Annotated in this window: 18 protein-coding genes and 2 pseudogenes; 15 read left to right on the forward strand and 5 right to left on the reverse strand. The window is 62.0% G+C overall.

Annotation, left to right across the window (positions count from 1 at the left end; genetic code table 11):
- Positions 1–151: 151 nt before the first annotated feature.
- Genes AC0J41_RS13765 through AC0J41_RS13790 form a run of 6 tightly spaced genes read left to right on the forward strand, consistent with a single transcriptional unit; the run spans position 152 to position 5,579 of the window.
- A complete protein-coding gene (locus AC0J41_RS13765) occupies positions 152–1,003 on the forward strand; it encodes an STAS domain-containing protein (protein ID WP_473015933.1) in 852 nt (283 codons plus the stop codon).
- Positions 1,004–1,007: 4 nt separating this feature from the next.
- On the forward strand, positions 1,008–1,370 hold the full coding sequence (locus tag AC0J41_RS13770; protein ID WP_025112567.1) for an STAS domain-containing protein: 363 nt from the start codon (positions 1,008–1,010) through the stop codon (positions 1,368–1,370).
- A complete protein-coding gene (locus AC0J41_RS13775; RefSeq protein WP_025112568.1) occupies positions 1,367–1,771 on the forward strand; it encodes an anti-sigma regulatory factor in 405 nt (134 codons plus the stop codon). Before AC0J41_RS13770 ends, AC0J41_RS13775 begins: the two co-directional genes overlap by 4 nt.
- Positions 1,768–2,778, forward strand: a complete 1,011-nt coding sequence (locus AC0J41_RS13780; RefSeq protein WP_473016003.1) for an ATP-binding protein — start codon at positions 1,768–1,770, stop codon at positions 2,776–2,778. Before AC0J41_RS13775 ends, AC0J41_RS13780 begins: the two co-directional genes overlap by 4 nt.
- A complete protein-coding gene (locus AC0J41_RS13785; protein ID WP_025112570.1) occupies positions 2,771–3,646 on the forward strand; it encodes a sensor histidine kinase in 876 nt (291 codons plus the stop codon). Before AC0J41_RS13780 ends, AC0J41_RS13785 begins: the two co-directional genes overlap by 8 nt.
- The gene (locus AC0J41_RS13790; protein ID WP_473015934.1) at positions 3,636–5,579 is read left to right on the forward strand and encodes a response regulator; all 1,944 of its coding nucleotides are present in this window, start codon (positions 3,636–3,638) and stop codon (positions 5,577–5,579) included. Before AC0J41_RS13785 ends, AC0J41_RS13790 begins: the two co-directional genes overlap by 11 nt.
- A 94-nt stretch (positions 5,580–5,673) precedes the next feature.
- On the opposite strand, the gene AC0J41_RS13795 is transcribed toward AC0J41_RS13790, so the two are convergent.
- From AC0J41_RS13795 to AC0J41_RS13805, 3 genes are all read right to left on the reverse strand, one after another.
- Positions 5,674–8,307 (reverse strand): excinuclease ABC subunit UvrA, encoded by a 2,634-nt coding sequence (locus tag AC0J41_RS13795; protein WP_473015935.1) that lies wholly within the window; start codon positions 8,305–8,307, stop codon positions 5,674–5,676.
- Positions 8,308–8,374: 67 nt separating this feature from the next.
- Positions 8,375–10,486, reverse strand: coding sequence for a hybrid sensor histidine kinase/response regulator (locus tag AC0J41_RS13800; protein WP_473015936.1), 2,112 nt, complete (start codon positions 10,484–10,486; stop codon positions 8,375–8,377).
- A 134-nt stretch (positions 10,487–10,620) separates the two neighbouring features.
- Positions 10,621–11,310, reverse strand: a complete 690-nt coding sequence (locus AC0J41_RS13805; RefSeq protein ID WP_007969663.1) for a GntR family transcriptional regulator — start codon at positions 11,308–11,310, stop codon at positions 10,621–10,623.
- A 140-nt stretch (positions 11,311–11,450) separates the two neighbouring features.
- On the opposite strand from AC0J41_RS13805, the gene AC0J41_RS13810 reads away from it, so the two are divergent.
- The 9 genes and pseudogenes from AC0J41_RS13810 to AC0J41_RS13850 all read left to right on the forward strand — a co-directional run bounded on the left by AC0J41_RS13810 (position 11,451) and on the right by AC0J41_RS13850 (position 19,566).
- On the forward strand, positions 11,451–12,536 hold the full coding sequence (locus AC0J41_RS13810; RefSeq protein WP_473015937.1) for an ABC transporter ATP-binding protein: 1,086 nt from the start codon (positions 11,451–11,453) through the stop codon (positions 12,534–12,536).
- 1 nt (position 12,537) lies between these two features.
- A complete protein-coding gene (locus tag AC0J41_RS13815; protein WP_025112575.1) occupies positions 12,538–13,455 on the forward strand; it encodes an ABC transporter permease in 918 nt (305 codons plus the stop codon).
- Positions 13,452–14,240, forward strand: coding sequence for an ABC transporter permease (locus tag AC0J41_RS13820; RefSeq protein ID WP_025112576.1), 789 nt, complete (start codon positions 13,452–13,454; stop codon positions 14,238–14,240). Before AC0J41_RS13815 ends, AC0J41_RS13820 begins: the two co-directional genes overlap by 4 nt.
- Before the next feature lie 15 nt (positions 14,241–14,255).
- Complete coding sequence (locus AC0J41_RS13825; RefSeq protein WP_473015938.1) at positions 14,256–15,308, forward strand: extracellular solute-binding protein; 1,053 nt, start codon at positions 14,256–14,258, stop codon at positions 15,306–15,308.
- A 256-nt stretch (positions 15,309–15,564) separates the two neighbouring features.
- Positions 15,565–15,691: pseudogene (locus tag AC0J41_RS13830) on the forward strand (extracellular solute-binding protein); the annotation flags it as partial.
- A 258-nt stretch (positions 15,692–15,949) separates the two neighbouring features.
- Positions 15,950–16,081: pseudogene (locus tag AC0J41_RS13835) on the forward strand (extracellular solute-binding protein); the annotation flags it as partial.
- Positions 16,082–16,211: 130 nt separating this feature from the next.
- Positions 16,212–17,408, forward strand: coding sequence for an amidohydrolase family protein (locus AC0J41_RS13840; protein WP_473015939.1), 1,197 nt, complete (start codon positions 16,212–16,214; stop codon positions 17,406–17,408).
- Positions 17,405–18,892 (forward strand): amidohydrolase family protein, encoded by a 1,488-nt coding sequence (locus tag AC0J41_RS13845; protein ID WP_473015940.1) that lies wholly within the window; start codon positions 17,405–17,407, stop codon positions 18,890–18,892. Before AC0J41_RS13840 ends, AC0J41_RS13845 begins: the two co-directional genes overlap by 4 nt.
- Positions 18,893–18,903: 11 nt before the next feature.
- The gene (locus AC0J41_RS13850) at positions 18,904–19,566 is read left to right on the forward strand and encodes a flavin reductase family protein (protein WP_025109869.1); all 663 of its coding nucleotides are present in this window, start codon (positions 18,904–18,906) and stop codon (positions 19,564–19,566) included.
- Between the two features lie 131 nt (positions 19,567–19,697).
- Here the strand turns inward: AC0J41_RS13850 and AC0J41_RS13855 are convergent, their stop codons facing one another.
- Both AC0J41_RS13855 and AC0J41_RS13860 read right to left on the reverse strand, forming a co-directional pair.
- Positions 19,698–20,357, reverse strand: coding sequence for a DUF799 domain-containing protein (locus tag AC0J41_RS13855; protein WP_473015941.1), 660 nt, complete (start codon positions 20,355–20,357; stop codon positions 19,698–19,700).
- Positions 20,354–20,722, reverse strand: coding sequence for a DUF4810 domain-containing protein (locus tag AC0J41_RS13860; protein WP_003225593.1), 369 nt, complete (start codon positions 20,720–20,722; stop codon positions 20,354–20,356). Before AC0J41_RS13860 ends, AC0J41_RS13855 begins: the two co-directional genes overlap by 4 nt.
- Positions 20,723–20,737 lie beyond the last annotated feature (15 nt).

Raw genomic sequence — 20,737 nt, forward strand, 5'->3', positions numbered from 1 at the left:
ATGCCGACTAGAGTTATTCGGGCGCTCCTTGCGCCAGATCAAAAATATCCTTTTGGCCACGAACAACTATTTCGAACGCCAAAGGTCACTGACTTCACGCCGGTCATTTTTTGCAGAACCGGCCCCTGATTCGTTACGGAGCAACAGGCACATGGCAGCACTGCAGAACAGCACACTCGATGCGATGAAGAACAAACAACCACAACTGCTGAGCGAATGGATCAACGGCCTGGAAGCCATCGGTGCCACCCGCAACCTCAAAGACCATGACGTGCAGCAGCAGACTGCTGAATTTCTGCAACTGGTGGTCAATGGTCTGGAAAACGACAACAGCAACAACATCAATGCAGCGGGCTGGGAAACCACTCGCCAATTCCTCGAAAAACTGTCCCACAGCCGCGCCCTGCTCGGGCAGGATTCGCAACAGACCGCCAGCTTCATTTTTTCCCTCAAGGGCCCCCTGTTTGCCCTGCTGCAAAATCACTACCGCGAACAACCGGCACTACTCGCCGAACAGCTCTGGGAAATCTCCGAACTGCTCGACGCGTTCGGCATGCACACCATTCGCACCTTCCAGAAATCCCGTGAGGCGGTAATCAAGCGCCAGCAGGAAGAACTGCTGGAACTCTCCACCCCAGTGGTCAAGCTGTGGGATGGCGTACTCGCACTGCCGATGATCGGCACCCTCGATTCGCAACGCACCCAAGTGGTCATGGAGTCGCTGCTGCAACGCATCGTCGACACCGGTTCGGAAATCGCCATCATCGACATCACAGGCGTGCCGACCGTCGACACATTGGTCGCTCAGCATCTGCTGAAAACCGTCACCGCGATTCGCCTGATGGGTGCGGACTGCATCATCAGCGGCGTGCGTCCGCAAATTGCCCAGACCATCGTGCACCTGGGTCTCGACCTGCAAGGCGTGGTGACCAAAGCCAACCTGGCTGATGCACTGAAGCTCGCCCTCACCCGCCTGGGCATCAGCCTCGGCAAAGCGGTCTGAGCCGATGGAACGTATCCCGATCCTACAAATGGGCGATTTTCTGCTCGTCACCATCCAGGTCGACATGCATGACCAATTGGCCCTGACCCTGCAGGACGATTTGTCCGAGCGCATCAGCAAGACATCGGCGCGCGGGGTGTTGATCGACATCTCGGCGCTGGACATGGTCGATTCGTTCATTGGCCGGATGATCGGCACCATCTCCGGCCTGTCGAAAATCATGGACGCCGAAACCATGCTGGTGGGCATGCAGCCGGCGGTGGCGATCACCCTGGTCGAGCTTGGCCTGACGTTGCCGGGCGTCAGTACCGCGCTGAACGTCGAGCGCGGGATGAAACTGCTGCAGGAACGAGTACGCCAACAATGACCGTGCGCAGTAGCGGTACTCAACCGATCAACATCGAGCAGGACGTGGTGCTCGCCCGGCAGACGGCGCGCAAACTGGCCACCGAATGCGGCATGCGCCTGATCGACCTGACCAAACTGGTGACCGCCGTCAGCGAGCTGGCGCGCAACACCATGGTCTATGGCGGTGGCGGCGACATGGACTGGCAGATCCTCGACGAGAACAGCAAGACCGGCCTGCGCCTGACCTTCCGCGACGAAGGCCCGGGCATCGCCGACCTCAAACTGGCGATGACCGACGGCTGGACCTCCGGCAGCGGCCTGGGGCTGGGGCTGACCGGCGCCAAGCGACTGGTCGATGAGTTTGAACTGGACACCGAGCCCGGCAAGGGCACTCGTATAACGATTACCCGATGGACATGAATATCAGCGGGTCGCTGACCCAGGTCTTGCTGATTGAAGACAGCAGCCAGATCGGCCACGCACGGCGTACTGCGCAACGGCTTGCCGAGCAACAGGGTTTCGATGAGACCGATGCCGGACGCGTGGCACTGGTCGCCACCGAGCTGGCGAGCAACGTACTCAAGCACGCCAGTCGCGGCGAATTTCACCTGCGGCTGTTGCCACGGGCCAACGGGTCTGGCATCGAGATGCTCGCGGTCGATCGTGCTCAGGGTTTCGACCTGGACGCCTGCCTCACCGATGGTTTTTCCACCGGCGGTACCCAAGGCATCGGTCTTGGCGCCGTGGCACGCCAGACCGAAGTGTTCGACGTGCACGCCGATGCCCGTGGCGCGGTGCTGCTGGCGCGTTTGTACCCACGTGGCGACCGGCAGCCCGACTTGCGTTACGGCGTCAGCCAGCACTCGTTGCACAACGATCCGGCCTGCGGTGACACCTGGCATCTGGCGTACAACGGCGCCAACGTCAGTGCACTGCTGATCGATGGTCTCGGCCACGGCGAGGATGCCGAACGCGCGGCCAGGGCGGGCGAACGGGCCTTCGCCCGGACCCCGTTCGCCAGTCCGGTGCTGCTGATGGAGGATATGCACCGCGACATGATCGGCACCCGCGGCGGCGCGGCAGCCTTTGCGCAGTTCCATGCTGCTCGCGACGGCCTGACCTTTACCGGCGTCGGCAACATCGGCGCCAGCCTGATCGCCCCCGACAAATCGCGGGGCCTGGCCTCGCACCCGGGCATCGTCGGCGGCCAATACCGAAAAGCCCAGCCCTTTGACTATGCTCACGTGAACGGACATCTATTGATCATGTACAGCGACGGCTTGCAGTCCCGTTGGAATCTTCAAGACTACCCCGGTCTGGTGCACCGCCATCCCGCCGTGATAGCCAGCGTCCTGCACCGCGACTTCTGTCGCGGGCGCGACGATGTAACGGTGCTGGTCGTTGCCCTGGAGGCCGTCCATGGCTGAGTCGCCAACAATCAATCCCGCCGAGCAGGCCGCACTGATCGCCCAGTTGCAGAGCGAGACTGCAGCCCTGCGCGAGGAGCTCGACGAGACCAACCAGGGTGTGCTTGCGCTCTACGCCGAACTCGACACCCAGGCGGAAGAGCTGAGGCAGGCGTCGGACCTGAAAAGCCGCTTTCTGTCGTACATGAGCCACGAATTCCGCACCCCGCTGGGTTCGATCCTGAGCATCAACAGCCTGCTGGCCGATGAGCTCGACGGCCCGCTGAGTCCCGAGCAACACAAACAGGTGGCGTTCGTCAGCAACGCCGCCCGCGAACTCAGCGACATGGTCGATGATTTGCTCGATCTGGCGAAAATCGAAGCCGGGCGGATCACCATCTCCCCAGCGTGGTTCGACATGTTCGACCTGTTTTCCGCGCTGCGCGGCATGTTCCGGCCAATCGTCGATGCGTCGGCGGTGGACCTGATCTTCGAAGAGCCGGTCGGCCTGCCGCGCCTGTACACCGACGACAAGAAACTCGCGCAGATCCTGCGCAACTTCATTTCCAACTCGCTGAAGTTCACAACCCGAGGCGAAGTGCGAATCTCGGCGCGTCTGGAGGGGCTGGATCGCGTGCGCTTCGCCGTCAGCGACACCGGAATCGGTATCGCGCCAGAGCTACATGGCGCATTGTTCGAAGACTTCTCCCAAGTTGACTCGCCGTTGCAGAAACGCCTGCGCGGCACCGGTCTCGGCCTGTCGCTGTGCAAGCGCTTTGCTGCGCTGCTCGGTGGCGAAGTCGGGATGGACAGTACACCCGGGGTCGGCTCGACCTTTTTCGTGATCATTCCACTGGCGCTCGCCCTGGAGAACGTCGATGAAACGTGACATCCGTCTGTTGATCGTCGACGACAACGTTGCCACCCGCTACGCCTTGCGCCGGCGCTTGGAGCGCCATGGCTACGAAGTGCTGGAGGCCGGCACCGGCAGCGAGGGCCTGGCGCTGATCGAGAGCGAACTGCTTGATGCGCTGATTCTCGACGTCAATCTGCCGGACATGAGCGGTTTCGACATCGTGCGCATTCTGCGCGCCGACGTACGCACCGCGTTGTTGCCGGTGATTCACGTGTCTGCCGCCTCGATCCAGACCGGGGACATCATCACGGGTCTCGACGCCGGTGCCGACGCCTACCTGATACACCCGGTGGACGCGGACGTACTGCTGGCGACGCTGCGCACCCTGCTGCGCGTGCGCGACACGGAAAATGCGCTGCGTGAGAGCGAGGCACGTTTCCGCGAGATTTTCGTCAACGTCTCGGCGCCGATCGCAGTGCTGGATGCCAACCTCAAAGTGCATGAGTGCAACCACGCCTTCGCGCAGCTGATCCAGGACAACCGGACCCCGGAAACCCTCAGCGAATGCTTTGACGACAACCAGGGCGCGATCCTCAACGAGCTGCGCTTGCGTCTGGTCGATGGCGAGCGCTGGAAAGGCACGCTGAACATGCGCGTGCAGGGTGAGATCCGCGAAACCGAGTGGCAGATTTCACCGTATCGCACGCCGCAGTCAAGCCTGGTGTTCGTCGAAGACGTCACCGAACACCGCCACCGCGAGCGCTCGCACCTGGCCCGGCTGGACGACACCACCACGCAACTGGCCAAGGAAGTCGCCGAACGCGTGCGCGCCGAATCGCAGCTGCTGCAAGTGCAGAAGATGGACGCGCTGGGCAAGCTCACCGGCGGCATTGCCCACGACTTCAACAACCTGCTGACCGGCATCATCACCAGTCTCGAACTGATTCAGAAACGCATGGCCGATGCGCGGCCGGACAAGGTGCAGTTCTACGCCGAAGCGGCGTTGAATTCAGCCATGAGTGCGGCCGCCCTCACCCATCGCCTGCTGGCCTTCGCCCGTCAGCAGCCGCTGGATACGCGGCCGGTGGACATCAACGAGCATGTGCGCTCGCTGGAAGAATTACTGGTACGCACCATCGGTGAGCGCATTACCCTCAAACTCGAACTGACCAACAAGCCGGCGATTGCGTTGGTCAACCCGGTGCAACTGGAAAGCGCGGTACTGAACCTGGTGATCAATGCCCGGGACGCATTGCCCAAGGGCGGCAATATCTGGGTCAACACCTACGCGGCGTACTCCCATGGCGATCCGAACCTGGCTGACGGTGCGTATGTCGCACTGTCGGTACGCGACGACGGCACCGGCATCGAGCACAACGTGATCGACAAGGTGTTCGATCCGTTCTTCACCACCAAACCCTTGGGCCAAGGGACCGGGCTGGGGTTGTCGACGATCTACGGCTTCGCTCGTCAGTCCGGTGGCGATGCACATATCCGCAGCGTCGCACGGCGCGGTACGGAAGTGACCATCATGCTGCCGGCCAGCAGCGATCCGACGGGGGTTGATGTCGCACCGCCGGTTGTTGACCCGCAAGGCGCCGGTGAGCACGTGCTGATTGTCGAGGACATGCCGTCGGTGCGCATGTTTGTCACCGAGGTGCTGGAGGACGCGGGTTATCGTTGCACCCAGGCGGCGGATATCGAAACTGCGCTGGAACGTTTGCAGAATGATCCGACGATCAACCTGCTGCTGACCGATGTCGGCCTGCCACGCATGAGTGGGCGCGAGCTGGCAGACGTGGCGCGGGGCTGGCGTGATGGTTTGCCGATTCTGTTCATGACCGGTTACGCCGAGACCGCGATCAATCGCCAGGTGTTTCTGGGCAGCGGCATGGAAATGCTGGTCAAGCCATTCCAGATCAGCGAACTGCTGGACAAGGTCCGGCGCACGCTTGATGGCACCTGACAACCGTCATCGCGAGCAGGCTGGCTCCCACAGGTAGACGCACACCCCCTGTAGGAGCGAGCCTGCTCGCGAAGGGGCCGGCGCGGTAACGCGGTTATTGGCTCAAGGCCCGCGCCAGAAACGGCGCAGTCCGGCTCTTCTTGCTCGCCGCGACTTTCTGCGGCGTGCCGGCCGCGACAATCCTGCCGCCCTGATCCCCGGCCCCCGGGCCAATGTCGATCACCCAGTCGCTCTGCGCCACCACGCGCATTTCATGCTCGACCACGATCACCGTGTGGCCCGCCGTGACCAGATTATCCAGTTGCTCCAACAGCCGGTCAACGTCTCGCGGGTGCAACCCGGTGGTCGGTTCGTCCAGCACGTACAGGGTCTCGCCGCGTTGATTGCGTTGCAGCTCGGTGGCCAGTTTGATTCGCTGCGCCTCGCCACCGGACAGCTCGGTGGCGGGTTGCCCGAGCCTTAAATAACCCAGGCCGATGTCACGCAGCACCTCCAGCGAACGGCGAATCCCCGGCTGTTCGGCGAACACCTCAACCGCCTCATCCACCGTCAGTTGCAACACCTGCGCAATGCTCAAGCCTTGCCACAAAATCGCCAAAGTCTGCGGGTTGTATCGCGCGCCATGGCAAGTCGGGCACGGCGCGTACACGCTGGGCATGAACAGCAATTCAACACTGACAAATCCCTCGCCTTCGCAGGTCGGACAACGGCCCTTGGCGACGTTGAAGGAAAACTGCCCGGCGTCGTACCCAGCCGCCCGCGCCTGAGGGGTGGCGGCGAACAGTTTGCGCACGTTGTCGAACAGCCCGGTATAGGTCGCCAGGTTCGAACGCGGCGTGCGGCCAATCGGTTTCTGATCGACCTGCACCAGCCGCTTGATCGACTCCAGCCCCGCCGTCACCTGGCCGCTGCTGACCTGCGGCGCGTCATCTTCAAGGCTGAGTTCTTCTGGCTCCGGTTCAACCACTGGACGCCCCAACTGCGCGCCCACCAGCTCCAGCAGCGCCTGACTGACCAGGCTCGACTTGCCGGAGCCGGAAACACCGGTCACCGAGGTGAAGCAGCCCAAGGGAAATTCGGCGCTGAGGTGGTTCAGGTTGTTGCGAGTGATGCCCTCGAGTTTCAGCCAGCCGTGCGCCTTGCGCGCGGTGCGCGAAGTGCCTTGGGTTTCGGCAAACAGATAAGCGCGGGTCTGCGATTCATCGATCTCGGCCAGCCCCGCCGGCGGACCGCTGTACAACACCCGACCGCCCTTCTCGCCCGCCGCCGGCCCGACATCGATCAGCCAGTCGGCACGGCGCATGGTCTCCAGATCATGCTCGACCACAAACAGCGTATTGCCGTCAGCCTTCAACCGCTGCAAAGCCTCGAACAGCGCCTCGCCATCCGCCGGATGCAGGCCGGCGGACGGTTCGTCGAGCACGTAGATCACGCCGAACAGTTGCGAGCCCAGTTGCGTCGCCAGACGCAATCGCTGCAACTCGCCGGAAGACAGCGTCGGGGTGCTGCGCTCCAGTGCCAGATAACCGAGGCCCAGGTCGGTCAGGGTGCTGACCCGTTCCAGCAGATCCTCGGCAATGCGCTGCGCTGCCAGACGTTTTTCCAGCGACAGGTTCGGCGTATGGCGCACATCCGGCGCGCTGGCGTGGCCGCTGGCACCGTGGGCCACCCGTTGCTGACGGGCCTCGCGGGTTTGCGCATGGCTCAGGGTTTCGCCAGTTTCTTCGGCGTGTTCCAGATACGTGGCCGCGGCCACGGGCTTCAATACTTCGGCCACTTGCAGCAACGGCATCTGCGACAGCTCTCCGATGTCGTAACCGGCGAACGTCACCGATAACGCCTCGCGCTTGAGGCGCTTGCCGTCACACAACGGGCACGGGCTGCCGAGCATGAACTGCGAAACACGCTTCTTCATCAAGGCGCTTTGCGAATGGGTGAACGTGTGCAGGATGTAGCGTCGAACCCCCGTGAAAGTGCCTTGGTAACTCGGTTCCAGTTTGCGCTTGAGGGCGACCCGGGTTTCTTCCGGTGTCAGCCCGGCATACACCGGCACGGTCGGGGTTTCTTCGGTGAACAGGATCCAGTCGCGCTGTTTTTTCGGCAGCTTCTTCCAGGGAATATCGACGTCGATGCCCATGGTTACCAGAATATCGCGCAGGTTCTGCCCCTGCCACGCCAGTGGCCAGGACGCCACGGCGCGCTGGCGAATGGTCAGATTCGGATCGGGCACCATCAGCGCCTCGGTCACCTCATAGACCCGTCCCAGGCCGTGGCACTCAGGGCAGGCACCTTGCGGCGAGTTCGGCGAGAAGTCCTCGGCGTACAGCATCGCCTGCCCCGGCGGATAACTGCCGGCGCGCGAATAAAGCATGCGGATCAGGCTCGACAATGTGGTCACGCTGCCCACCGAAGAACGCGTGCTCGGCGTGCCACGCTGCTGTTGCAGGGCCACGGCGGGTGGCAGACCTTCGATGGAGTCGACATCCGGCACGCCAACCTGATCGATCAGCCGCCGCGCATACGGCGCCACGGATTCGAAGTAACGTCGTTGAGCCTCGGCGTACAAGGTCGAGAACGCCAGCGACGACTTGCCCGAACCGGACACCCCGGTGAACACCACCAGCGCATCGCGAGGAATGTCGACGTCGACGTTCTTCAGATTGTGTTCGCGGGCGCCACGCACCCGAACCATGCCGGCGGGTGCTCTGGAGGTGCGTTTGGCAGTCATTGGCGGGCCTTGTCAGAAATTGGAGACACCACCTCGGTCATCCTGAAGACCTCAGTGGCGAAAGTGATCAGGCGCACAGCACCGACCGAATCATCTGCAACAATGCCTGCGGACTGTACGGTTTGCCCAACAAGTGCGTGTCCGGGCTCAACTGGTGGTTGCGCGAGATGATGTCGCGGGTGTGGCCGGAGGTGAACAGCACGGCCACCGCTGGGGTCTGGACCTTGGCCCATGCCGCCAGATCCGAACTTTTGATCAACCCCGGCATGACCACATCGGTAAAAATCAGATCCACTTTCGTGCCTTCCAGCAGTATCTGCATCGCCGCGTCGCCATTGCCGGCGGTCAGCACGCGGTAGCCCTCTTCGCGCAGCAACTCCACCGCCGAGGCTCGCACCGCCTCGTTGTCCTCGACCACCAGAATGGTTTCGTGGCCGCCACCCAGCTGCTTGCCGACACTCGGTGGCTGCGCGAGAACCGGGCGCAGGCTGCGCGGAAAGTACAACTGCACACGCGTGCCTTCGCCCACGATGCTGTCGATCTCGACATGCCCGCCGCTTTGCTTGACGAAGCCGAACACCATGCTCAAACCGAGCCCGGTGCCTCGGCCGTCAGCCTTGGTGGTAAAAAATGGTTCGAACACCTGCTCAAGCATTTGCGGCGCAATGCCGGTGCCGGTATCGCTGACCATCACTCGCACGAAATCGCCGGCGACGATGCCTTTGCCCGCACAAAAGCTGCTGTCCAGTTGAGTATTGAGGGCGCTCAGGACAATGGTGCCCTCACCCTTCATCGCATCCCGGGCGTTGATCGCCAGGTTGAGAATGGCGTTTTCCAGTTGGTTGCGGTCGACATTGATGTGCCACGGCTCTGGCGGCAGTTGCACGTCGATCTGAATGGTTTCGCCCAGCGCGCGCTGCAGCAGCTCACCGACGCCATCGAAGATCTGCCGCGGATCGCACACCGCCGGTGACAACGGCTGACGGCGGGCGAAGGCGAGCAATTGCGACGACAGCTTGGCGCCACGTTCAACCGCTGCCAGCGAGGCGCTGACCCGGCGTTGCACGTTGGCATTGCCCGGTTCATGCCGCGCCAGCAAATGCAGATTGCCGGCGATCACCTGCAGCAGGTTGTTGAAGTCGTGGGCTACGCCGCCAGTGAGTCCGCCGATGGCTTCGAGCTTCTGCGACTGGCGCAATTGCTCTTCAGCGGCCAGCCGCGCCCCCACTTCATCGGCCACCCGTTGTTCAAGATTGCGGGTGAATTTGAGCAAGGATTCTTCGGCGTTCTTGCGTTCATGGATGTCGATCAACACCCCGGGGAAACGAAACGGCGCACCGTGTTCATCGAACTCGCACGCGCCACTGGCGAGAACCCACAGATAACTGCCGTCCGCGCGCAACACGCGATATTCGGCGTTGTATGGTTCGCCGGTCTGCACGCAACGGGCAACCCGTTCCTGCACCCAGGCGAAGTCATCAGGGTGGATGCGCGACTCGGCGATTTCTTGCGCCAGATTGCTCAGGTCCTGATCCGGCGGATACGAAAACGTCCGGGCAAAACGCTCGTCCGCCGACAGCACATTGTTCTTCACGTCCCAGACAAACGAACCGAGCAAGGCCCCGGCATTCAGCGCCAGACGCACGCGCTCGTTATCGGCGCGGTAGGCGTTCTCGGCTGCCTGACGCAGGCGCTCGGAGCGCATGAACTCGGTGGTCTCGACCACCATTGCCATCACCCCGGCAGGCACGCCTTCATCGTCGGCCACCGGGCTGTAATACAAATCCATCCAGACGTCTTCAGGCACGCCGTCGCGCAGCAGCACCAGTTCCTTGTTGCGGTAGGACAAGGTGCCGCCTGCCAGGCAGGTGTCGACCACGTGCCGGTTGAATTCGGCGACTTCCGGCCAGCCCAGCTCCACCGGCACCCCCAGCAGATACGGGTGGCGGCCACCGGCAAACTGCGAATAGGCGTCGTTGTAGATCATGTGCCCGGCGCGCCCCCAGAGCATGACCATCGGCAACGGTGAAGCCAGCATCAATTGCACGGCGCTACACAGGCTGGCAGGCCAGGTGTCGAGTGGGCCGAGCTCGGTCTGGCGCCAGTCGAACGCGCAAATGCGCCCGGCCATCTCGCCTTTCCAGCCGTCACAACCGTGGCTATCGGATAAAAACTGCATCGATTGACTCGGTGTCCTGTGGTGTTTGCCCGATACATCGCGACGCCAAAACGCCGCGACGCCCGTCTGTTTCGAGCGCCGCCGGCCGCATTGGTTTCATAAGAGGTATAGCCGATTTCACATCTGGTTCGGGTTTAAACGCCGATCAGGTGTTTGAGCGGATGGTAGCCAGTTTTCATCTTCGCCGCGACGTCCAGAATCGCCTTTTCGATGCCGTTCAAATGCATGCAGGTCAACTCGATGGCAGCGCTCTGGTTACCCGCTTCGATGTACTCGATCAGCCGCAGATGCTCGTCGTCGCGGCAGGCTTCGTGGCTGTCGTCATCCAGCGCGGCGGCGTACAGCGAGGCGCGGGAAATCAGCTTCTGGAACCAGTCGAGCAGTACCGGATTGTTCAGGCTGCGCGCCAGTTTGATGTGGAACTCGCCGAGCAGGTGGATCAGCCGCTCGTGGTCGCCCGCCGCGTGGGCCTCATCTTCCAGCAGCAGATGCTCACGCAGGTCCTGCATCGCGGCGGTGTCCTTGCGCCGACACAGTTCCGTGACGATGCCGATCTCGATCAGCCGCCGTGTTTCGAACAGTGAACGAATCTCTTCGTTGCTCGGCAGCGACACCGACGCACCTTTATTGGGCTCGGTGGTGACCAGTCCGTCGGCCTCCAATTGCTTGAGCGCAGCGCGCACCGACGTGCGGCTGACATTGAACAGTTCGGCCAGCGAGGCCTCGCCCAGCTTCATCCCCGGACGCAGCGAACGCTTGCTGATCGCCTCGTAAACCCCTTGGTAGACGCGGTCGACCGTGGTTTCCAGTTTCTTCTCGGTCATTGGAACACTCCTTTGGCGTCGGCAACCGGCCCCTGGCGATGGCTAGCCATGGAAAAAAGGGGGTTGCACACGCAGATTAATCCGGGTATTTCTAAATTGCATTCAGATATTGCATACAATAATTAGAGGATTGCACCATTATGGGTCAACCAATAGCAATTGAAGTGCGTAACGTCTCCAAACGGTACTCTGATGACCCTGGCCTCGCGCCGGCCCTCGACAATGTTTCGGTCAATATTGCCGACAACGAATTCTTCACCCTGCTCGGCCCTTCCGGCTGCGGCAAAACCACCCTTCTGCGCACCATTGCCGGTTTCGAGCACGTCAGCGAAGGCGAGATTCGCCTGGCCGGGGAGCCGGTCAATGACTTGCCGCCATTCAAGCGCCGGGTCAACACGGTGTTCCAGAGTTATGCGCTGTTTCCGCACATGAGTGTGGCGCAGAATATCGCCTTCGGCCTCGAGATGCAGGGTCTGGAGCGCAAGTTGATTCCAGATCGGCTCAACGAGATGCTCGCGTTGGTGCAAATGGAGCATCTGGCAGGACGCAAACCGGCCGAACTGTCCGGCGGTCAGCAGCAGCGCGTGGCTCTGGCCCGGGCACTGGCGCCGAAACCGAAAGTCTTGCTGCTGGATGAACCGCTGTCGGCGCTGGACTTGAAGCTGCGCAAGGAAATGCAGGTCGAACTCAAGCGCGTGCAGAAAGAGGCCGGGATCACCTTCATTTTCGTCACCCACGATCAGGAAGAAGCCCTGACCCTGTCCGATCGCATCGCGGTGATGTCCGCCGGCAAGATCCTGCAGATCGGCACCCCGACCGACATCTACGAACACCCGAAGCACCGTTTCGTCGCGCAGTTCATTGGCGACATCAACTTCCTCCCCGGCCAGCTCAAGCACGGCGCGCACAACGAAAAGCTCTTCGTGCCCAACGGCATGCCGGTGGAGATTGCCTGCCAGCCACAAGGTTTCGACGGCGGCAGCGTGCAACTGGCGTTCCGTCCTGAGCGTTCGCAACTGGTCGAGGCCAGCGAGCCGCATCATCTGCGCGGGGTGATCGAAGCGGTGCTCTACGTTGGCACCGCCACGCTCTATCAGTGCCGGTTGAACAACGACATCAAAGTCATGCTGCGCGAAAACAACGAAGGCCTGAACCGTGGCCGTGCCGTGGGCGAACGCGTTGCCGTGCACCTGCCACCCCACGCCTGTCTGTTGATGGAGGCCTGAGATGAGCGTCAGCAGCACTTCCCCCGCTCTGAACCGGGCGCTGTTGCTCAGCCCGGTGGTGTTGACCCTGCTCGCTCTGATCGCCATCCCGCTGGGCATCATGGGCTACATCAGCCTGCTGCCGCGCAACACCTACGGCGGCGTCGACTGGCAGGCGCAATGGCAACTGCACAGTTACGTGCAGCTGTTTTTCCAGGAAGGTTTCGACGGCGAACTGGAACTGAACTGGGTCTACGCTCAGGCGCTATTGCGCTCGGTGTTGCAGGCCGGCGGCACCACGGTGTTGTGTTTCCTGTTCGGCTTTCCAGTGGCGCTGTGGATGTCGAGCCTGACCCCGCGCCGACGCAACCTGATGGTACTGCTCATCACCATACCGTTCTGGACCAACCTGCTGATCCGCAATTACGCGTGGCTGATCATCCTCCGCGAACAGGGCTGGGTCGCCCAAAGCCTTAACGCGCTACTCCCCAGTGCGGGCGGCATCACCCTGCTCTACAACGACTTTGCCGTCAGCGTCGGGCTGGTCTACAGCTTTCTGCCGTTCATGATTTTGCCGATCTATTCGACCCTGGAAAAACTCGACTGGCGTCTGGTGGAGGCCGCTTACGACCTCGGTGCGAATCGCTGGCACGCGCTGCGCCGGATCATCCTGCCGCTGTCGATGCCCGGGGTGATTGCCGGCGCGCTACTAGTGTTTGTGCCGAGCCTCGGCGCGTTCATCACCCCGGCGATTCTCGGTGGCGGCAAGACGCTGATGATCGGCAATCTGATCCAGCAGCAGTTCGGCACCGCACGCAACTGGCCGCTGGGCAGTTCGCTGTCGTTCCTGTTGCTGGGGATCCTGCTGGTGTCGCTGGTGCTCTACGCCCTCTACAGCCGCAGCGCGGCGAAAACCCTTAACCGGGGAGCGAAAGCATGATCTCTCTGCACCTGAAAAAACTTCCGGCGACCCGGGAAATCAGCCTGCTGATCCTCGCCTATCTGTACCTGCCGATCCTCGTGCTGATCGTCTACAGCTTCAACGCCAACCGCTCGGCGACGGTGTGGACGGAGTTCTCCTTCGCCTGGTACGGACGGATTCTGGCCAACCCGTCGATCCAGACCGCAGCGCTGAACTCGATCATTGTCGCGACCATCGCCACGGTCTGCGCCACAGCGATTGCGCTGCTCGCGGCGCTGGCCACGTACCGACCGTTCTACGGACAGAAAATGGTCGAGGGCGGGATCAATCTGCCGCTGATCCTGCCGGAGATCGTCACCGCCGTGGCGACATTGCTTCTGTTCATGGCGCTGGGCATCAAGCTCGGTTTGCTCACGGTGATCGTCGCGCACATCGGTTTCTGCATTCCCTTCGCCTACCTGCCGATCCGTGCCCGCCTCAACGACCTGGACAAGAGCCTGCTGGAAGCGGCCAACGATCTGTACGCCAATCCGTGGCAGGTGTTCCGCCGCGTGACGCTGCCGTTGCTGTGGCCGGCGGTGCTGTCCGGCTCAGTGCTGGCGTTCGTGGTCAGCCTCGACGATTTCATCATGACGTTCTTCGTCGCAGGACCTGGTTCGACCACGTTGCCGGTGTACATCTTCTCGGCGATCAAGGCCGGGGTGACCCCGGAGATCAACGCAATCTCGACCCTGATGCTGGTGATTTCCATCGTTCTGGTGGTGCTGGCCTTCTGGCTGGGCCAACGCGGTAAACAACCATAAATCTGGAGCGTTCTCATGAAAGTCAAAAACATGCGTCTGGCAATATCCGGTCTGGCCCTGAGTTGTTTCACCGCGTTCGGCGCCCACGCCGCCGAGCCGAAGGAGCTGTTTTTCTACAACTGGACCGACTACTACCCGGTGGATTTGCTGGCCAAGTTCGAAAAGGAGACCGGGATCAAGGTCACCATGGACGGCTACGACAGCAACGAAACCCTGCTCGCCAAGTTGCAGGCCGGCGGCGCCGCTTATGACGTGATCGTGCCGTCACAGTCGATCATGCAGACCCTGATCAAACAGGACCTGCTGCTGGAAATCGACACACCGACCCTGAGCAATTTTCAGTACGTCAAAGGCCCGTTCCGCGATCCGGGCTTCGACCCGGGGCGCAAGTTCTCGGCACCGTATCTGTGGGGCACCACCGGGTTTTCCTATGACAGTGCGCGAGTGCCCGGCGGCAAGCTGGATGACTCGTGGAAAGAGTTCTTCGAACCGCGCAAGGAGCTGCAAGGCCAACTCGCCGCACTCGATACCTCAAGCAGCGTGATCAATGCCGCCAGCCATTACCTGAACGTCGACGAATGCACGGAAAACCCGCAGGACGCCAAGCGCATCCTCGAACTGCTGCAGAAGCAGAAACCGTTCCTGAAAATGTACAGCTCGGACAACACCGTCGACCGCATGGCCTCGGGCGAAGTGATCATGATGCAGAACTGGAACGGCTCTACCGCGCGGGCCACCTTGCAGAAGAGCACGATCAAGTACGTGTATCCGCGTGAGGGCGTGGCGATGTTCCAGGACAACTTCGCCGTGCCGAAAAGCGCGCCGCATCCGGGCAACGCGAAGATCTTCATCGACTGGATGATGAAACCGGAAAACGCCGCCGCCGTGTCCAACGCCATTGCCTACGCCAACGGCATCCAGAGCGATGCGTTGCTCGACCCGAAATGGAAGGTCATGGACGCCATCAACATGCCCGAGGAATACGCCTCGCGCCTGCGCCCGGAAAAGGAATGCAGCAACAAGGCCCGCGAGCTGCAGGACCGGATCTGGTCGAAGCTCAAGGGGTGATCATCTGACTTTAAACCGTGGCGCGGCCTTCGCGAGCAAGCCCGCTCCCACAGGGGAACGCATTTCAATGTGGAGTGGAAGGTCATGGATGCCGTCAACGTGCCCGAGAAATACGCCTCTACGCCCGGAAAAGGAATGCAGCAACAAGGCCCGCGAGCTGCAAGACCGGATCTGGTCGAAGCTCAAGGGTTGATCTGACTTTAAACCGTGGCGCGGCCTTCGCGAGCAAGCCCGCTCCCACAGGGGAACGCATTTCAATGTGGAGTGGAAGGTCATGGATGCCGTCAACGTGCCTGAGGAATACGCCTCTACGCCCGGAAAAGGAATGCAGCAACAAGGCCCGCGAGCTGCAAGACCGAATCTGGTCGAAGCTCAAGGGGTGATCATCTGACTTTAAACCGTGGCGCGGCCTTCGCGAGCAAGCCCGCTCCCACAGGGGAATGCATTTCAATGTGGAGTGGAAGGTCATGGATGCCGTCAACGTGCCTGAGGAATACGCCTCTGCGCCCGGAAAAGGATGCAGCAACAAGGCCCGCGAGCTGCAGGACCGAATCTGGTCGAAGCTCAAGGGTTGATCATCTGACTTGAAACCGTGGCGCGGCCTTCGCGAGCAAGCCCGCTCCCACGGGGGAATGCATTTCAATGTGGAGTGGAAGGTCATGGACGCCATCAACATGCCCGAGGAATACGCCTCGCGCCTGCGCCCGGAAAAGGAATGCAGCAACAAGGCCCGCGAGCTGCAGGACCGAATCTGGTCGAAGCTCAAGGGTTGATCATCTGACTTGAAACCGTGGCGCGGCCTTCGCGAGCAAGCCCGCTCCCACAGGGGAACGCATTTCAATGTGGGAGCGGGCTTGCTCGCGAAGAGGCCCGCCCAGACAACACTGAACCCGAGGTAAACAAATGACCCAGCCACAATGGCTCCGCAACATCCGCCCCTACGGCGCCCCCGCCGAGGACCTGCTGATCGAAAACGGCCGCTTCAGCCAACGCCGTCCGGCTTCCAGTGCGCCGCTGGCCGCCAGTGACATCGACGGCCTCAACCAGTTGCTCACCGCCCCGCTGGTGGAAAGCCATGTCCACCTCGACAAGACCCTCTACGGCCAACCCTGGCGTGCGAACAGCGCCGGCCCGACGCTCAAGGATTACATCAGCAACGAGCGGCGCATTCTCCGTGAGGTAACAGCGCCGATTGCCGAACGTGCCGGCGCGCTGCTGGAAAACTGCATCGCCCGTGGCTCACTGACGATGCGCTGCCACGTCGACATCGACCCTGAATTCGGCCTGCGCCATGTCGAAGCGATGCAGCAGTTGCGCGAACGCTACAAGGACCTGATCGACCTGCAACTGGTGGTATTTCCGCAGACCGGACTGATCAGCCGCCCCGGCACCGCCGAACTGATGCGCGAAGCAATGGCCCTGGGCGTGGAGAACGTTGGCGGCCTCGATCCGTGCGGCATCGACAACGACCCGATTGCGCAACTCGACTTCGTGTTCAAACTGGCCAGCGAATTCGACCGAGGCGTCGACATTCACCTGCACGACAAAGGTGAACTGGGCCTGTGGCAAATCGCGCGGATCGCCGAGTACACCGAACGCTTCAACCTGCAGAACCGGGTGATGATCAGTCATGCCTACTGCCTGGGCATGTTGCCGTGGAGTCAGGTCCAACCGGTGGCTGAACGTCTCGCAGCCCTGGGCATTTCGTTGATGAGTTCAGCGCCGGCGGACTGCGCGGTGCCGCCGTTTCTGGCGTTGCGTGCGGCCGGGGTCAACGTTTGCCTGGGCTCTGACGGCATCCGCGATGCGTGGTCGCCAATGGGCAATGGCGACATGCTGGAACGGGCGATGCTGCTGGCGTTTCGCTTCGATCTGGCCAAGGACGATGAACTGGGGGCGGCGTTTGCAGCGGCCACGGTCAACGGCGCTGTTGCGCTGGGCGTCAACGATTACGGGATCGACCTCGGGCGGCCAGCGGACTTTCTGCTGATGCCGGTGGAGACGCTGGGTGAGGCGGTGGTGTCGCGCCCCGTGCGTCAGGTCTATCGCGGCGGTCAGTTGGTCGCCAATGGCGGTCGCTTGCTGGAAAGCCGTTTGTGAAACGCATCGGCCTGAAGGCCAGTTGCGTGGTCGGTTTCGACGGCACGCAGCACGTGCTGTGGCGTGACGGTGAAGTGGTGTTCGCCGAGGCGCGCATCGAGTTCGTCGGACGCGGTTATCAAGGGCCGGTCGATCAGTGGATTGACTACGGCAACGCACTGATCAGCCCCGGTTTCATTGACCTGGATGCCCTCGGCGACCTCGATTCCACCGTGCTGACCCTCGATAACGGCGACGAGCGCGCCATGGGCCGCATGTGGTCATCGCAGTACCTCGCCGCCGGCCCGCACGAGACTTACAGCCCTGACGAAGAAATTTTCAAATACCGCTACGCCTTTACCCAGTTGATTCGCAACGGCATCACCACGGCGATGCCGATCACCTCGATGTACTACCGCGAGTGGGCCGAATCCTACGATGAGTTTGCCGCCGTCGCAGGCGTTGCGAGCGAACTCGGCTTGAGGACCTACCTCGGCCCTTGCTACATGAGCGGCATGAGTTACTGGCGCGCCGACGGCACGCTCGCCCATCACTGGGACGAGGCCCGTGGCCTGGCCGGACTTGATGCAGCTGAACGCTTTTTCAAGGACTTCGACGGCGCACACGACGGCCTGATTCGCGGCGCGCTGCTCCCGGATCGCATCCAGACCTGCACCCCGGCACTGCTGCAACGCACCTCGGCCCTGAGCCGCGAACTGAATGCGCCGATGCGCCTGCATTGCTGTCAGGCGCAGAGCGAGGTGGCGATGGTCAAGCAGTTGCGCGGCACGTCACCGCTGGGCTGGCTGCAACAGCTGGACTTGCTGACGCCGCGCAGCCTGTTGCCCCACGGCATCTACACCGGTGGTGACGACGACCTGCAACGGGTGATCGACGGCGGCGCCAGCCTGGTGCATTGCCCGTTGGTGTTCGCCCGCGATGGCGAGGCGCTGAACTCGTTCGGGCGCTATCGCGCCAAGGGCATCAACTTTGCCCTCGGCACCGACACCTGGCCGGCGGACTTGCTCGAAAACATGCGCCACGGCCTCAACGTCGCGCGGTTGATGGAGGGCGGCTCGGCGCTCACCAGCAGCCTCGATTTGTACAACGCCGCCACCCTTGGCGGTGCACGGGCCTTGGGCCGCGATGACCTCGGACGTCTGGCCCCCGGCGCCAAGGCTGACATCACCGTATTCAGCCTGCGCGGCCTGCATCTGGGGCCGCTGTTCGATCCGTTGAAAAACCTGCTGTTGGCCGGGCGCGGCGACGACTGCATCGCCAGTTACATCGATGGCCGTTGCGTGATGCACGACGGTCAGGTCACGGGCGTCGACTACCCCGCCCTGCAACGCCAGGCCCAACACCAATACGAAAAACTCATGCGCAGCCACAGCGAGCGGGCCTTTGGTCGACCGGACTGGAAAACCCTGTTCCAGCCGGCCATCCCGTTCGCTGACGACTACAGCGCCGACGCGCCATTGAGCGCAATCGATCCACGTGTTTAGAGACTTCTGCCATGCACAGCTTCGACTTCAGCCAGCTCAGCCCCCGGGAAAAATACAAGATTCTGATCGGCAGCGTGGTGCCTCGCCCGATTGCCTTGGTCACCACCGTCGACGGTGAAGGCCGGGTGAATGCCGCGCCGTTCAGTTTCTTCAACGCGCTGTCCGCCGACCCGCCGATTCTCGCCCTTGGCGTGGAAAACTACGGCGATCAAAGCCCCAAGGACACCACGCGCAACATCCAGTTGAATCAGGAATTCACCGTGAACATCGTCAGTGATGCGCTGGTGGAGGCGATGAACGTCTGCGCCGTGCCGTTCGCGCCCGGGTTCGATGAACTGACCGCCGCCGGCCTGACGGCGATTGCCGGCACCACGGTGAAATGCCCACGGATCGGCGAAGCACCGGTCGCACTGGAGTGTCGGCGGATGATGGCGCTGAACATCGGTCAGTCGCGGGAGATCATTTTTGGTGAAGTGCTGATGGCGCATGTACGCGATGAGTTGATCGACCCTGAAACGCTGTACATCGATCAATTGGCGCTGGATGCGATCGGGCGGATGGGCGGCCATGGCTATGCGCGAACCCGGGATTACTTCGACCTGCCGACCCGCTCATTGCAAGCGTGGACGGAAGCGCCGGGAGGTGGCGAGCGGTTTTGGCCGACAGCCAAATAAATCAACAGCGCAACGCATTACCCCTGTGGGAGCGGGCTTGCTCGCGAAGGCGGTTGGTCATTCAAAGATTACTTGTCTGATACACCGCTTTCGCGAGCAAGCCCGCTCCCACAGGGGGTTGTTTCGCTTGCTCAGTCAGTGCCGTACTTCGGCGAACGCGGGCCATACAACAGGCCGGCGTGCTGACCGGCCGACAACAGACGATTGCTCGCCACACCGGCAATCGGGTAGCCGGCATCGGTCGAACTGTTGATCACCTGCTTGACTGCGGCGGTGATCAGCATGCCGACCAGGCCGCCACCGCTGTTGTTGCCGCCCTCTTCGCTCGACGCCCGTGCCGAACCGGTCCACAGCGTGGTGCCGGATTTCAGGTCCACCAGTTTGGCGGTGGCCGTCACGGCGGTTTCGCTGCTGATGACCATGTACCGCGTGCCGTACTCGGTCACGGTGATGTACAGCGCAGCATCGGCGCCGAAGATTTCTTTCAGCTTGTTCGCCGGCGCCTGATGGATGTCATCCGGCGTGGTCAGGCCATTCTGGCGAAAGGTTTCGTCCACCAGAGCGATCGGCAGCACGTAGTAACCGGCCTCGGCCAGTGGGAACGTCACTTGCGACAACAGGCTGTACGAGGCTTTCACGTCTGGCGAGGTGTTCAGCGGCGGCAGCACCAGAATGGTCTTCGGCCGTGCCTGCTTGTACGCCGAATAGTCGACGGTTTTCGGCGCAACGCAGCCGCCGAGTACGGTCAGGGCCAAACCGGCGGCCAGCAGTTTCAGGGCGCGCGAGATCATTTGGCGTCTCCGGTCTTGGCGTTTTTAAGCAGAAAATCCATGTACGGGCCGGACTCGGGAAACAGCGCTTTCTCGGTGCGAAATTGCTGCACCATCTGATCGTCCTTGCCCATGCTCAGGTACAGCAGACCGAGGTGCGCGTGGTAGCCCGGCGGCACGGCCTTGCCGGTGGAACGGATCTTCTGCAGGTCACGCTCCAGCACTTCGGCCTGCGCTTCTTTCGGCTCTTCGCCTTTGAAGTATTCGTAGACCTGCGGTTGGTAGTCTTCCCACTGGTACAGGGTTTTCGGGCTGCTGCAACCGGCCAGCAAGGCGCTGGCGGCCAGCGTCAGGGCCAGCAGCGACCGCGACAAAGTCAGATTCATGAGGGGTATTGCTCC

This window comes from Pseudomonas sp. Arb-4-2C, from assembly GCF_055755015.1.

Excerpts from the sequence above, each read along its gene's own strand:
- AC0J41_RS13850 (WP_025109869.1), top strand. The coding sequence starts at position 18,904 with ATGCACAGCTTCGACTTCAGCCAGCTCAGCCCCCGGGAAAAATACAAG.
- AC0J41_RS13810 (WP_473015937.1), top strand. The coding sequence starts at position 11,451 with ATGGGTCAACCAATAGCAATTGAAGTGCGTAACGTCTCCAAACGGTAC.
- AC0J41_RS13765 (WP_473015933.1), top strand. The coding sequence starts at position 152 with ATGGCAGCACTGCAGAACAGCACACTCGATGCGATGAAGAACAAACAA.
- AC0J41_RS13820 (WP_025112576.1), top strand. The coding sequence starts at position 13,452 with ATGATCTCTCTGCACCTGAAAAAACTTCCGGCGACCCGGGAAATCAGC.
- AC0J41_RS13805 (WP_007969663.1), bottom strand. The coding sequence starts at position 11,310 with ATGACCGAGAAGAAACTGGAAACCACGGTCGACCGCGTCTACCAAGGG.
- AC0J41_RS13800 (WP_473015936.1), bottom strand. The coding sequence starts at position 10,486 with ATGCAGTTTTTATCCGATAGCCACGGTTGTGACGGCTGGAAAGGCGAG.
- AC0J41_RS13860 (WP_003225593.1), bottom strand. The coding sequence starts at position 20,722 with ATGAATCTGACTTTGTCGCGGTCGCTGCTGGCCCTGACGCTGGCCGCC.
- AC0J41_RS13775 (WP_025112568.1), top strand. The coding sequence starts at position 1,367 with ATGACCGTGCGCAGTAGCGGTACTCAACCGATCAACATCGAGCAGGAC.
- AC0J41_RS13825 (WP_473015938.1), top strand. The coding sequence starts at position 14,256 with ATGAAAGTCAAAAACATGCGTCTGGCAATATCCGGTCTGGCCCTGAGT.
- AC0J41_RS13815 (WP_025112575.1), top strand. The coding sequence starts at position 12,538 with ATGAGCGTCAGCAGCACTTCCCCCGCTCTGAACCGGGCGCTGTTGCTC.
- AC0J41_RS13790 (WP_473015934.1), top strand. The coding sequence starts at position 3,636 with ATGAAACGTGACATCCGTCTGTTGATCGTCGACGACAACGTTGCCACC.
- AC0J41_RS13770 (WP_025112567.1), top strand. The coding sequence starts at position 1,008 with ATGGAACGTATCCCGATCCTACAAATGGGCGATTTTCTGCTCGTCACC.
- AC0J41_RS13855 (WP_473015941.1), bottom strand. The coding sequence starts at position 20,357 with ATGATCTCGCGCGCCCTGAAACTGCTGGCCGCCGGTTTGGCCCTGACC.
- AC0J41_RS13780 (WP_473016003.1), top strand. The coding sequence starts at position 1,768 with ATGAATATCAGCGGGTCGCTGACCCAGGTCTTGCTGATTGAAGACAGC.
- AC0J41_RS13785 (WP_025112570.1), top strand. The coding sequence starts at position 2,771 with ATGGCTGAGTCGCCAACAATCAATCCCGCCGAGCAGGCCGCACTGATC.
- AC0J41_RS13795 (WP_473015935.1), bottom strand. The coding sequence starts at position 8,307 with ATGACTGCCAAACGCACCTCCAGAGCACCCGCCGGCATGGTTCGGGTG.
- AC0J41_RS13840 (WP_473015939.1), top strand. The coding sequence starts at position 16,212 with ATGACCCAGCCACAATGGCTCCGCAACATCCGCCCCTACGGCGCCCCC.